The following is a 13,347-nucleotide window of genomic DNA, read 5'->3' as shown; positions in this document are numbered from 1 at the left end:
GAACCCTGTTTGTAAATCGACAATCGACCGGTCAGACATGGCGTTTGGCCGGTCTTTTTGCGTCTGCCTTCAAGTCATTCCGGCCAGATCTCTCGGCTCGCCGAAACAAAAATTCGGCAAATCAGAACTTTGTCGCCTGTCATGCGTTTCCTCTCCGAAAACATGGTCGTTACACGCTACGAAAACCTATTTCGGAAAACGGAATGCTCAACAGACGTTTGTTCCTCGCCTCCGCTGCTGCCGCTCTTGTGACCGGTTGCGTATCCAGCCAAAGAACCGGACAAATTGCAGGACCTGGCTACCCAGCCGATGGTCTGGGAAGAGCTGTGCGCATCTCGCCCGAGTACCTTCAGATGTACCGGGCAATGCCGGAAGAGCCCTACCCTATTCCGGCCGTGGATCTGTCGAAGATCGATCCGGTCTACTACCGCCAACTGGTTACCTATGCCGCTCCCGAACCAGCGGGCACGATCATCGTCGATACGCCCAACCGGTTTCTCTACCTGACCATGGAGGGCGGCCAGGCAATGCGGTATGGCGTCGGGATCGGCCGGGAAGGATTCGCCTGGGGTGGCCGTGCACGCATCGCACGCAAGGCGGCCTGGCCCAAGTGGACGCCGCCGGCTGAAATGATCGACCGTCAGCCAGAACTGGAGAAATACAGGAACGGCATGCCGCCGGGACTCGACAACCCGCTGGGTGCGCGAGCACTTTATATTTTTGAAGGCAATCGCGACACGCTCTACCGCCTGCACGGCACGTCGGAAACCTTGTCCATTGGCAAGGCCGTGTCGTCCGGCTGCGTGCGCCTGCTCCAGCAGGACATTATCGATCTTTATAACCGTGTGCCAAACGGCACGCCGATTGTCGTGCGGCAGGCGTAACAGCTGCCGCCCAATTTGGCTTGACTTGGCTTGGTTTGGCTTGGCTTCGCTCAGGCGATGATTTCGACCGGCTTGACTGCATCAATGCCGTCCAGCCGGACATCGCAGCCGATTGCAAAGGCTTCCACTCCGGCGCGTCTGGCCTCGGCAAAGGCGGCTGCATAGGCAGGGTCGATGTCGTCCGCAAGGCTCATCCGGCTGCAATCGGGCCGCTGGACCAGAAACACCATTGCCGCACGGTGTCCCTCGGCCACCATGTCGCCCAGTTCCACAAGATGCTTGGCCCCGCGGGCAGTGACACTGTCCGGAAATTCAGCAAGTCCTGCCTCACGCATCAGGTGGACGTTCTTCACTTCCACGTAGGTCTTCGCGCCGTCTGCACCTTCCAGCAGAATGTCGATACGTGAGTTCTTGCCGTATTTCACTTCACGGCGCAGCGTCTGATAGCCTGTAAGTCCGGCAATACGCCCTGCCTCCAACGCTTCTTCCACCAGCTTGTTGGGATGCGCAGTGTTGATGCCGACCAGAGCCCCGTCGGCCTCGATCACTTCCCAGGAATACTTGAGCTTGCGTTTCGGGTTGTCCGAAGCCGACAGCCAGACACGAGATCCCGGCTCCTTCAAGCCGAGCATCGAGCCCGGGTTGGCGCAATGGGCCGTGATCGCACCGCCATTGTCGTCCAGAAGAACATCGGCAAGGAAACGCTTGTAGCGCTTGACCAGACGGCCACTGACAAGGGGCGCGGAAAACTTCATGGCAGATCTCTCTCGTGCAGATCAGGGCCGGACGGCCCCGTTCGTTCAGGTGAGCTTAAAGGTCACTTTGACCAGAAATCCGGATCAAGAAGAACCAGGATTGTGAACAGCTCAAGGCGGCCGACCAGCATGGCAAAGGACAACAGCCACTTGGCGCCATCCGGCAGCGGAGCAAAATGCCCTGCCGGGCCGATGACCGGCCCCAGGCCCGGACCGACGTTGCCCACGGATGTTGCCGCGGCGGAAATGGCGGTAACCAGATCCAGATCGAAGAAGGACAAGGCAACGGTGATGATGCCCACCGACCCCATGTAGACAACAAGGAAGGCCAGAACCGAGAAGGACAGTTCAGGCGTCAATCTTGTTCCGCCGTACTCTTCCGACATGATCCGGTGCGGACGCACCATGCGGCGCAGATGCGCGCGGACGGTACCGAAGAAGACCAGGAAGCGGAAAATCTTGATGCCGCCGGTCGTTGAACCGGTACACCCCCCAACGAACATAAGCAGCAACGCGATCCCGACGACCGGCGCGCCCCATTGCGAATAGTCGCCCAGCGCATATCCGGTTCCTGTCACGATGGAAACCACGTTGAAGGTGGCCCTCAACAGCGCTTCATCGAAGGGAAAGTGCATGTTGAGGCCGAGATAGACCGTCAGCGTCAAAGCCACGACTGCTAGAAACCCCAACAATGCCCTCACCTGCGGATCTCGCCAGAGCTGCAGCGGATGACCGCGCAAGGCCTGGACGATCAGCACGAACGGCAAGGCACCGATGATCATGAAAACGATCGCAACCCAACCCGAGGCCGGATTGGTGAAATAGCCGAAGGATTGATCATGGGTGGAAAAACCGCCCGTCGCGATCGTGGTCAGGGCGTGATTGAAGGCATCGAACAGCTCAATCCCCGTGACCAGATAGGCGACGATGCACAGGAATGTCAGGAACAGGTAGGCAAGGCCGATCAACCGGATCAGTTCAACCGACCGGCTGACAATCTTCTCGGACCGGTCGGAGTTCTCGCTCTGGAAAAGCTGCATACCCCCGATCCTCAGGAACGGCAGCAGCACGATGGCCATAACGATGATACCGACGCCGCCCATCCACTGCATCAGCGAACGCCAGACCAAGAGGCCCGGCGGCAGACTGTCGATGCCGGTCAGAACGGTGGATCCCGTGGTGGTGAAACCGGATACCGCCTCGAACACCGCATCCGCGTAGCCGATGCCAAGCCACAGGAACGGCAGCGCGCCGAAGGCCGGCAACGTCGTCCAAGCAAGCGTCGTGAGAACGAAGGTCTGCCGTGTGTCCAGTCCCTCGCGCAGCGATCCGCCGACGGCAAGAGACAACAGCATGCCGATCATGCCGGTCAGAAGTGCGGAAAAGACAAAGGCCTGCCAATCGGCATTTTTCTGGGCAACGTCCACGATAGCGGGAATGAGCATGGCAGTTGCCAGGCCGACATACAGAAATCCGAGAACATTCAAAACTGGTCTGAGAGAAATCAAGTATCAGTCTTCCCGAAAAACGCTGTGTCGGTCGGCCGATCCGCGAATTGCCGCACCAACCACTCGTCCTAACGCCTTTCTGCCGATTTTCCAATGGCTTTGGCGCGCGTTCCCCGGAAGATGACGGGGATGACCATCCGGGTCTTGGTCAACAAAAGGCATGTCTCACACCGCCAATAGAGCTTGTCCTTCCATTTTGGAACCGCCTGGCGAAGTTGATTGGCATCTGTGCACGGGCACGTTACGCAGGAACAGCGCGGGAAACCGCCAATTTTTTTAGCCCTGTTCAGGATTTCGTAGCGAATAAGAATTACTTTTACGTGCTAATTGCCAATCCAGCTTCCTATACGTGAAATTGACAAGGATTTGGTGCAATAGAACGGCTCGGACTACATTCGCTTGTATTCAGGATCAGCCTCACCCTGGTGGTGATGGTGCTTTGCAGCATCGGGCTGGTCTCAGGGCTTGCCTATCTCGATTTGTCCAGAAGCACTCAGGAAAATGCCACCATCAGGCTGGACCGGGCCGCACGTACCGCTGCTTCAATGCTGCATTACGGCACGAATGAAAGCTTCAATCCGGTTTTCGCTGATAGTGGTGAGCCGATCGTCATTCGCGTTTCCGAAGCTTCTGCCAAAGAATTGCTCCAGCCGAGCGAAAAGCTGGACGGCTTGATCGAAACCATAGGCAAGACCAATCAGGGCGCGGCGAATTTGTTCAGCTGGTCGAGCGAGACCAGATCCTTCGACCGCTTCGCCACCACCGTCAGCCACCCCAAGGGTGAGCCCCCGCCGGCTTTTTCCATCAGTGAAGGACACCCCGCATTTGCCAGTCTTTCTGCAGGCCAGCCATATGCGGGCAATGTTCCGGTTCAGGGCAGGTTCCGCCTCGCCTATATGACGCCGATTGTCACTGATAGCGGTAAGCTTGTCGGTGCAATCGCAGTTGATGTCGGCTGGGCAGACGACCTGACATTGGCAGAAAACCGACTGAAGACACGCATGGCCTCTGCAGCCATTGTCATCCTGTTTGCTGTCATCCTCGTGGGTGGATTGTTCCTGCGTTTCGAATTGCGGCCACTGCGCCGCCTGGCAAAGACAGCGGATGAACTGGCCACCGGCACCCAACCAAAACGCATTCCCTTCACAGACCGGCGGGACGAGATCGGTGATCTGGCACATGGTCTGGAGAGGGTCACCGACCTGCAGGACAAACTTCACAAGCTTGCCTATACGGACCCCGTAACAACCGCAGGCAACCGTGCCAGATACTTCTCGGACCTGAGCGAAGCCTTGCAACGGGCAAGGTCCGGCACGTATTCGGCCTCACTGATCCATCTGGATTTCAATGGCTTTGCCAAGGTGAACGACACTTTCGGCCAGCAGGCAGGTAACCGGGTCCTGTTACAGGCCTACGCACGTCTTGCAAATATCTTCGGCCCGAGCGCGCAGATTGCTCGAATTTCGGCAGACGATTTCTGCATTCTCCTGCCCTTTGACAGCAAGGGCGCGATTGCAGAAGACTACGCGGTGCAGGCAATCGACATGCTGTCCGTCCCCTTCCAGCTGGAAGAAGGCGAAATCCGTGTAGAACCAAGCATCGGCATAGCCCTTTTGCCGCAAGATGCAGAGGACGCGGAAACGGCTCACCGTATGGCAGGACTTGCCTTGCGGGCAGCAAAGCGGAACGCAGGCGCACGATACGAATTCTTCTCTCCGCCCCTGAACGACCGCGTCCAGAGTGAAATGCTCACGGAGACGCTGCTGCGGGCCGCACTTCAGACCCGCCAGCTTGTCTTGCATTATCAGCCCCAGGTTTGCCCTGCCGACGGCCGTCTCATTGGCCTGGAAGCCCTGCTCCGTTGGCCACACGAAAAACGTGGCCTCATCCCGCCGGGAGAGTTCATTCCGATTGCGGAAAAGACCGGCCTTATCCTGGACCTTGGCCAATACGTTCTGGAATCGGCGTGCAAGCAGGCCGCAGAGTGGCTGCAGGCCGGTTTCGAGTTCGGCCAGGTTTCCATCAACGTATCACCGCTTCAATTCCGCCAGTCCAATTTTGCCGACACGGTTCGCCAGACCCTGAACGACTATGGCCTGCCTGCAAGCTATCTGTGTCTTGAAGTGACGGAAAACGTCTTTGTCGACACCAGGGAACAGCTGGTTCTGAACATCCTTTCAGAACTTCAGCAGATTGGCGTCCAACTTTCCCTGGACGATTTCGGCTCGGGTTACTCTTCCCTGAATTATCTGCACCGGCTGCCATTCCAGGAGCTGAAGATCGACCGAGCCTTCATTTCCGGGGCGGATACGCACCCGCAACGCGAACAGCTGTTTGAGGCGATCGTTCGGCTTGGACGCAGCCTGGGCTTGCGTGTGATAGCGGAAGGTGCCGAGACTGCAGGAGAGTTCGCGCTGACAGTGACCCATCACTGCGACGGTCTTCAGGGTTATTATTGCTCCCCGGCCGTACCGGCAAACCTCATTCAATCTCAGCTGCAGAGCTTCAGGGCGACCTTGAAAGCGTCCGGCCTCACAAGCGGTTCCGACCAGTCCTCCAAGAAACGCGCTTGAAGTTCCCCGAAGATTTAACCCGAGAGCTTTCCCGTCATCAGGATGGGTGCCGCATCCAGCTTGTGCGCGTTCATCATTTCGGCAATCTGCTCGATTGAAGAAACGAGGTGCGTCCGGTCCTCGGCATTCAGATCATCGAACTTTCGCACGAACTCTTCATGCAGAAGGCCAGGCAGGTTTGAGGCAACCTCTTTTCCACTTTTCGTCAGCTTGGCATGGACGATTCGCCGGTCCGAGACGGATCTGTACCGCTCGACAAGACCCTTTTCTTCCAGCTTGTCGAGAATGGTTACCACGGTCGCCGAGCTCAGGTCAGCGTTGTCCGAAAGGGCTTTGGTCGTCACCTCACCCAGATCTCGAATCCCTTGCAAAACAACGATTTGCGGGATCGTGAGCCCGGTCAGTCTGGACACTTCTCTGGAGCGCAAGTCAATGGCCCGGACGATCTTCCGGATAGCCTTGACCACTTGCGATGCCTGCATCGCCTGCATTATTACACCTCTATTAATTTGAACTCTAATGATTAGACCTCTATATAGTGCACGTCCAGTTACAAAACGGAGATTTTTTTCAATATGTGCGGCATTTGCGGCGAAGTGGTTTTCAATGGCAGTCAGGCAGACGTTGTCCGGGTCAGCCGGATGGCGGACGCCATGGCGGCGCGCGGCCCCGACGGTATGGGTGTAACGCAGCGCGGCCGGGTCGCCTTTGGCCACAGGCGCCTGAAGATTATTGACCTAAGCGAACGTGGTACGCAGCCAATGACCGACATGGCGCTTGGCCTGTCCCTGGTCTTCAACGGCTGCATCTACAATTATCAGGAGCTGCGATCCGACCTGATTGGCCGCGGCTATTCGTTCTTCTCCACCAGCGACACCGAGGTCATCCTCAAGGCCTGGGCCGAGTGGGGCAAGGATTGCTTTTCCAGGTTCCACGGCATGTTCGCCATCGCCATTCACGAGCACGACAGCGGCCGCATTCACCTTGCCCGCGACAGGTTCGGCATCAAGCCGCTTTACCTGAGCGAAGCGAATGGGCGTCTTGCCTTTGCCTCCTCCCTGCCTGCACTTCTGGCAGGCGGTGGCATCGACAAGTCGATCGACCGGGTGGCGCTGCATCACTACATGAGCTGGCACGCTGTCGTTCCCGCGCCGCGCACGATCCTGAACGGCGTGCGCAAGCTGCCCGCGGCCACGGTGCGGACGCTTGAAGCTGATGGCACCTCTTCCGAGTACACCTATTGGGAACCGCGTTTTGAAAAGACGGCGGAAGATCTTGCCCGCAGCGCCGACGACTGGCGCGATGAAGTCCTGGAAAGCCTGCGCACAGCCGTTCGCCGCCGCATGGTGGCCGACGTACCTGTCGGCGTTCTCCTGTCCGGCGGTGTCGATTCCAGCCTGATCGTCGGTCTGCTGGCCGAGGAAGGCCAGAAGGGTCTTGCGACCTTCTCCATCGGCTTTGAAGAAGCACATGGCGAAAAGGGCGACGAATTCCAGTATTCGGACCTGATTGCCGAACACTACGGAACAAATCACCAGCAGATCTTCATCCCTTCCTCCGAGCTTCAGGAAAACCTGCCCGGAGCGATCAAGGCGATGTCCGAGCCGATGGTCTCCTATGACAATATCGGCTTCTATCTGCTGTCACGTGAGGTTTCCAAGCACATCACCGTGGTCCAGTCCGGCCAGGGTGCCGACGAAGTCTTTGCCGGTTACCACTGGTATCCGAAGCTCAGCGGCTCAAACAGTCCGGTTTCTGATTATGCCACGGCATTCTTCGACCGGACCGAAGCACAGATGACAGAGGCTGTTTCCCCCGCCTACCACTGTGCCAGGGATGAAAGCCTTGCCTTCGTCGAAGAGCATTTCGCCCGCTCCGGCGCTGCCGATCCGGTCGACAAGGCCCTGCGGCTCGATACCAACGTCATGTTGGTGGATGATCCCGTCAAGCGTGTCGACAACCACTCCATGGCCTGGGGCCTTGAGGCGCGCGTTCCGTTCCTCGATCACGAACTGGTCGAGCTCGCCGGACGCATTCCTGCCGAGTTCAAGCTCGCACAGGAAGGCAAGGGCGTCCTGAAGGAAGCTGCGCGCAAGGTCATTCCGAGTGCCGTCATCGACCGTCCGAAGGGCTATTTCCCGGTGCCTGCGCTGAAATACATCCAGGGTGACTACCTCGACATGGTGCGCGACACGCTTTCCAGTCAGGCCGCCAGGGAACGAGGCCTCTTCAACGAGGTTTACCTGCAGAAACTGTATGCCGACCCGACCAAATACATCACGCCTTTGCGTGGTTCCGAGCTTTGGCAGGTCGCGCTTCTGGAAATGTGGCTGCAGGCACAGGAGGTCTGAACATGGCCGAGAATGAACCTTCGCGACCGAAAGGTGCGTTTGACCACCGCCTGAAGCGCATGCGCCAGCATGGGCTCAAACCGGAATACCGGCTGGACGAGACGGAAGCCCAGAAGAACCGGTTTATCGATTGTGGCTGGGGACGGCTGGTGTTTGCCAACACCTATGGCGAAACCGAGAAACTGGTCGAGGTCCTGCGCAACGAGCGACCGGACAGACGCGACATCGCGTTCTATGTGCGTGATCCGCATGTACTGGTCGGCTCGGCCCCGCAGGAGCTGTTCCTTGACCCCTCGCACACGTTCCGCCTGGATCTCGCGACCTACCGGCCGGCGCGTAATCGTCGCAAGGGCTTCACGGTACGGCGTTTGTCTTCCCGCAGTGATGCGGAGGCGATCAACGAACTTTATCTCACCCGCGGCATGGTGCCGGTGCCGCCGGAGTTCTTCTGGTCGCAACTCGATCCGCGCACCATCACGGTGCTCGTGGCGGAAGAAGACGAGACCGGTGTCATCGTCGGCACGGCAATGGGCGTCGATCACAGCCGGGCCACCAATGATGCCGATCTCGGCAGTTCGCTCTGGTGCCTTGCGGTTTCCCCGCAGGCCCGGTTTCCGGGCATAGGGGAAGCCTTGGTCCGGCGCATGGCGGAGGTCTTCAAGGGCAAGGGCGCACCGCACATGGACCTGTCGGTGCTTCACGACAACGAACTTGCCATTGGCCTTTACGACAAACTCGGCTTCGAGCGGGTTCCCTATTTCACCATCAAGCGCAAGAACACCATCAACGAGGCCCTGTTCGCCGGCCCTGCCGTTGAAGACAAGCTGAACCCTTACGCCACCATTGTCGTGAACGAGGCACGGCGGCGCGGTATCCAGGCGGAGATCATCGACGCGGAAGGCGGCTTCTTCCGCCTGTCCTATGGTGGCCGCTCGGTCGCCTGCCGGGAATCCTTGAGCGAATTCACCAGCGCCGTCGCCATGTCCATCTGCGACGACAAGGCCACCACGCGCCGGATCGTCGAAAGGGCCGGTGTAAACGTGCCTGACCAGATCCTGGCAGGATCCGCTGATGAGATCGCCGCGTTTCTGGACCAGCACGGTTCGGTTGTGGTCAAGCCTGCGCGCGGTGAACAGGGCAAGGGCATCGCCATCGGACTGACAACGACCGAAGACGTCATGGCTGCGGTGGAAGTTGCCCGTACCCACTCCAATGATGTTCTGGTGGAGGAATTCGTGACCGGTCAGGATCTGCGGCTTGTCGTGATCGACTACAAGGTAGTGGCGACCGCCCTGCGCAAACCGGCCGAGGTCACCGGAAACGGCAAGGCCACGATTGGAGAACTGATCGAAATCCAGTCCCGCCGCCGGTCTGCGGCAACAGGCGGGGAATCCAGGATCGAAGTGGACGACGAGGTTCTGCGCTGCCTCACAGCCAACGGATTTCAGCTGGAAGATATTCTGCCAGAAGGCAAGACCTTGCCGGTCCGCCGTACGGCCAACCTTCATACCGGTGGCACCATTCATGATGTGACTGGTGAAACCCATCACACCCTGATCGAAGCCGCGATCAAGGCAGCGCGCGCAATTGAAATTCCGGTGACAGGCATTGACTTGATGGTCAAAGACCCGCGACAACCGGAGTACCGCTTTATCGAGGCGAACGAGCGGCCGGGGCTCGCCAACCACGAACCTCAGCCAACCGCAGAACGCTTCGTGGACTTCCTGTTTCCCCTGTCGGTGCCTCAACCCGTCAGGACGACCTTGAACCGGGCCGGAACATGACCTTGCTGAATATCGATATTTCCTATTTGAACGATCGACTGAAGGAACTTCTGAAAATCCCCAGCCCGACGGGCTATACGGACGAAATTGTCCGGCACGTTTCCAAGGAACTGGAGGCGCTGGGGGTATTTTACGAAATTACCCGCCGTGGCGGTGTTCGGGCGAGAGTGTCCGGCAAGTCGCGCCGTCCCGCGCGGGCCTTCGTATCGCATCTCGATACGCTTGGCGCCCAGGTAAAATCGCTGAAAGACAACGGCCGACTGGAGCTGGTGTCTATCGGCCACTGGTCCGCCCGCTTCGCGGAAGGAGCCCGCACGACGATCTTTTCCGAAAGCGGCGCCTACACCGGCACCATATTGCCGCTGAAGGCGTCGGGGCACACCTACAACACCGGCGTGGATGAACTTCCGGTCGGATGGCCCTACGTCGAACTTCGCGTAGACGCCTATTCCAAGTCGGTAGACGACCTGCACCGGCTTGGTATCGACGTCGGCGATTTTGTTTCCATAGACCCGGCGCCGGAGTTCCTGGAAAACGGCTTCATCGTTTCCCGCCACCTGGACAACAAGGCAGGTGTTGCGGTGATGCTGGCGGCGATCAAGGCGCTGGTGGAATCCGACATCGAACCGACGGTCGACGTGTTCTGGCTGTTCACGATTGCAGAGGAAACCGGCCATGGCGCCCAGTCCATCCTGACGCCAGACATCGCGTCGCTGGTTGCCATCGACAACGGCACCACTGCCCCAGGGCAGAATTCGGACGAATTCGGCGTCACTATCGCCATGGCGGACCAGACCGGACCATTCGACTATCATCTCACCCGCAAGATGGTCCAACTCTGCCGGGACAACGACATCAAGTTCCAGAAGGATGTCTTCCGCTTCTATCGCTCGGATGCGGCAACCGCCATCGAGGCGGGTGCGGACGTGCGCACGGCGCTGATCACATTTGGTGTTGATGCCAGCCACGGCTATGAGCGCATCCACATGCACGCGCTGCGCTCGCTCGCCGAACTGGCGACCGGCTATGCCCTCAGCCCGGTGGAAATCCAGCGGGACGCCCGCGAATTTGCGGACCTCAAGGGCTTTACCCGTCAGCCGACCGCCGATGCCGACCAGACACTCAATCCGGAGACGGACGAACCGCTGCCGGAACCGGCGGGCGAATAACGCCCGCCGCCGAGACCGGCTCGTTCAGCGGTTGAGTTCCGCGATCATGTGCCAGTGCCACGACCCGGGCTTCGAGTGCACTTTGTCTTCCAGGTAGCTCAGCTCAAACCGGTCGAAAAGCGAAACCAGTTCACCCGCATTGCAATAGAAATGCGGGTGATCCTTGTCGTCGTCCCCTTCACGAACCCACGTGTCCGCGGCAATTTCCGTCCCGATCCCGAAGTTCGCGTTGCGCTTTGACAACATGGTTCCCTGGTAGATTCCGCCAGGTTTCAACACCCGGGCAATCTCCGAAATGGCTGTACGGACGATCGACGGATCACCGTGATAGATCACGTTGAAGGACAGGACATAGTCGAAACTGTCATCCTCAAAGGGCAGCGACGTCATCGGCGCCAGATGCGTCGCAATCTGCATGCTTTCCAGTGCCGCGCTCTTTTTCAGCTCACCCAGCCCCGCTTCGGAAAGATCCATCGCGTGGGTCTCGAACCCGGCGCGGGCAAAGGAAAGCGCATGTCGGCCAACCCCGCAGCCCAGATCCAGGGCCTTCACCGGCCCCTGCTTCTGAAGTCTTTCGATCAGACCGGCAACGTCCGCCTCCGGACGCAGCCAATCCGCGCGGCCTTCTTCTGTCTGCCAGCGCTTGTCCCACGCGAGATGGGCGGTATCGGTTTTTTCCAGAGTGTGCGTGTCGCTCATTGAGACGATCCTTCCAGTATCCGGCTGCGGGCGATTGTGCCAAGCCGCTCAACACAAAGAACCAGCACGAAGATCATCAGGATGATGGTCATAGCGAGCTGGTAGTCGAAAAAGTCCATGGCCACCTTGAGTTCGATGCCGATGCCCCCTGCCCCGACAAGACCAAGCACGACTGAGGATCGCGTGGCCTTTTCAAGCGCGAACAGCGAGGTGGTGATAAAGGAGGGCATCGCGGCAGGTACCACTGCACAGAAGATCGTGTCGAAACGCCCTGCACCGGCCGCTGTCAGCGCCTCGGTTGGTCCTTTCTCCACATCCTCCATGGCTTCAGCGAAGAAGCGTCCGCAAAAACCGATGGTGTCGACGGCAATCGCAAGCGTGCCCGCGAATGGGCCAAGTCCAACCGAAATGACAAAGACCAATGCCCAGACCAGATCCGGCACCGTCCTGAAGAGGGCGACCAGCAAGCGGGCACAGGTATAGACAGCCCGGGACAACATCGACGGCCGCGTCAGGCCTTTTGCGGCCAGGATCGCCAACGGCAGGCTGAGGACGATGCCGATAAGTGTGCCCGCGAGCGCCATCTGAAAGGTTTCCAGCAACGCCTTTGACAGTTGCGGCAACCTTTCCAGCGAAGGCGGCCAGGCCCTCGACAGGAAGTCGATCAGCGCCGGACCGCCAGAAACCAGAGCGGAAAACGACCAGCCTGCCCCCTGAAACGACCAGACAACGAAGGCCAGCAGCGCGACATAGGCGACAAAATGAAATGCACCCGGGCGTTCGAACCGATCCGGCATGCGGGAGCGTTTCAATGTTAGGAGATCAGCCATAATGCCTCCCCAGATCTGCAACACTCAGGTTGCTGCTCTTCTCGTCCAGAACGACTTCTCCCTGCCGGATCGCAAGGACCCGATCGGAGTAGGCGAGCGCCTGTTGCACGTTGTGCGAGGTGAACAGGAGCGTGATCCCCTCCTCCCGGGTGAGTTGGCGGAAGAGGTCCATCACTTCCTGGCCGGCAACCGGATCAAGGCTGGCAACGGGTTCGTCCGCGACGATCATTCTGGGCTGCTGCATCAAGGCTCTGGCGATCGCAACCCGCTGGGACTGACCGCCCGAGAGCTGGTCCGCCCGTTTCAGTGCATGGTCCGCGAGCCCTACCCTTTCGAGGCAAGACATTGCCCGGTCACGCAAGGCCGTTTTGGCGAGAAACTGCGACCAGCCGCGCATGCCACCGGTGCGGCCCAGGTTGCCATGGATTACGTTGGTCAACGCCGAAACACGAGGCACCAGGTTGTGCTTTTGAAAGACAAAGCCGACCTCGGTGCGAACCCGCCTGAGCTGGCGCTGTCGCGCGGAGGAAATGTCTTCACCGAACAACAGAACCGAACCGGCTTCCGGCTCGATCAGACGCAGCGCGCAGCGCAATGCGGTCGATTTTCCAGCACCGTTTGAACCGATCAAGGCAACAGCTTCCTCACGGCCCACGGAGAAGGAAACTTCGCGCAGCACGCTCCGGTCCTTGCCGAAAGTCTTGCAAAGGCCTTCGACCTTCAGGTCACACGGCGTCTCCGTCATGGGCTGTCGGGCTGGGACCGCCGGCGCGATTGCGCCGGCGGACTGGAGC

The 13,347-nt window shown here is 59.1% G+C and carries 11 protein-coding genes; 5 read left to right on the top strand and 6 right to left on the bottom strand.

Annotation, left to right across the window (positions count from 1 at the left end; all coding sequences use genetic code 11):
* Positions 1-203: 203 nt before the first annotated feature.
* Positions 204-884: a L,D-transpeptidase gene (locus tag B0E33_RS24000; protein ID WP_197923252.1), complete on the top strand. Its 681-nt coding sequence runs from the start codon at positions 204-206 to the stop codon at positions 882-884.
* 50 nt (positions 885-934) lie between these two features.
* Here the strand turns inward: B0E33_RS24000 and sfsA are convergent, their stop codons facing one another.
* Both sfsA and B0E33_RS23990 read right to left on the bottom strand, forming a co-directional pair.
* Positions 935-1,639: a DNA/RNA nuclease SfsA gene (gene sfsA, locus B0E33_RS23995; RefSeq protein WP_062488489.1), complete on the bottom strand. Its 705-nt coding sequence runs from the start codon at positions 1,637-1,639 to the stop codon at positions 935-937.
* 62 nt (positions 1,640-1,701) lie between these two features.
* A complete protein-coding gene (locus tag B0E33_RS23990) occupies positions 1,702-3,126 on the bottom strand; it encodes a TrkH family potassium uptake protein (protein WP_023001064.1) in 1,425 nt (474 codons plus the stop codon).
* 452 nt (positions 3,127-3,578) lie between these two features.
* On the opposite strand from B0E33_RS23990, the gene B0E33_RS23985 reads away from it, so the two are divergent.
* Complete coding sequence (locus tag B0E33_RS23985; protein ID WP_077292645.1) at positions 3,579-5,720, top strand: bifunctional diguanylate cyclase/phosphodiesterase; 2,142 nt, start codon at positions 3,579-3,581, stop codon at positions 5,718-5,720.
* Between the two features lie 14 nt (positions 5,721-5,734).
* Here B0E33_RS23985 and B0E33_RS23980 read toward each other — a convergent pair whose 3' ends face one another.
* The gene (locus B0E33_RS23980; RefSeq protein ID WP_023001062.1) at positions 5,735-6,211 is read right to left on the bottom strand and encodes a MarR family winged helix-turn-helix transcriptional regulator; all 477 of its coding nucleotides are present in this window, start codon (positions 6,209-6,211) and stop codon (positions 5,735-5,737) included.
* An 84-nt stretch (positions 6,212-6,295) separates the two neighbouring features.
* Here B0E33_RS23980 and B0E33_RS23975 point away from each other — a divergent pair, with 84 nt between their 5' ends.
* Genes B0E33_RS23975 through B0E33_RS23965 form a run of 3 tightly spaced genes read left to right on the top strand, consistent with a single transcriptional unit; the run spans position 6,296 to position 11,024 of the window.
* Positions 6,296-8,071, top strand: a complete 1,776-nt coding sequence (locus B0E33_RS23975; RefSeq protein ID WP_062488487.1) for an N-acetylglutaminylglutamine amidotransferase — start codon at positions 6,296-6,298, stop codon at positions 8,069-8,071.
* A 2-nt stretch (positions 8,072-8,073) separates the two neighbouring features.
* Positions 8,074-9,855: an N-acetylglutaminylglutamine synthetase gene (gene ngg, locus B0E33_RS23970; RefSeq protein WP_077292644.1), complete on the top strand. Its 1,782-nt coding sequence runs from the start codon at positions 8,074-8,076 to the stop codon at positions 9,853-9,855.
* On the top strand, positions 9,852-11,024 hold the full coding sequence (locus B0E33_RS23965; protein ID WP_055654850.1) for an osmoprotectant NAGGN system M42 family peptidase: 1,173 nt from the start codon (positions 9,852-9,854) through the stop codon (positions 11,022-11,024). The genes ngg and B0E33_RS23965 overlap by 4 nt, the downstream gene beginning before the upstream one ends.
* Positions 11,025-11,048: 24 nt before the next feature.
* Here B0E33_RS23965 and B0E33_RS23960 read toward each other — a convergent pair whose 3' ends face one another.
* The 3 genes from B0E33_RS23960 to phnC are packed head-to-tail and all read right to left on the bottom strand — an operon-like array spanning position 11,049 to position 13,298.
* The gene (locus B0E33_RS23960) at positions 11,049-11,723 is read right to left on the bottom strand and encodes a class I SAM-dependent methyltransferase (RefSeq protein WP_077292643.1); all 675 of its coding nucleotides are present in this window, start codon (positions 11,721-11,723) and stop codon (positions 11,049-11,051) included.
* Positions 11,720-12,553: a phosphonate ABC transporter, permease protein PhnE gene (gene phnE / locus B0E33_RS23955; RefSeq protein WP_077292642.1), complete on the bottom strand. Its 834-nt coding sequence runs from the start codon at positions 12,551-12,553 to the stop codon at positions 11,720-11,722. Before phnE ends, B0E33_RS23960 begins: the two co-directional genes overlap by 4 nt.
* Positions 12,546-13,298 carry a phosphonate ABC transporter ATP-binding protein gene (gene phnC / locus B0E33_RS23950; protein WP_208997697.1) on the bottom strand — a complete coding sequence of 251 codons (753 nt, stop codon included), beginning with the start codon at positions 13,296-13,298 and terminating at the stop codon, positions 12,546-12,548. The genes phnE and phnC overlap by 8 nt, the downstream gene beginning before the upstream one ends.
* Between the last annotated feature and the right edge of the window lie 49 nt (positions 13,299-13,347).

It is taken from the genome of Roseibium algicola, from assembly GCF_001999245.1.
GTDB classification, from domain to species: domain Bacteria; phylum Pseudomonadota; class Alphaproteobacteria; order Rhizobiales; family Stappiaceae; genus Roseibium; species Roseibium algicola.
This window is presented reverse-complemented; position numbering and strand designations above follow the sequence as displayed.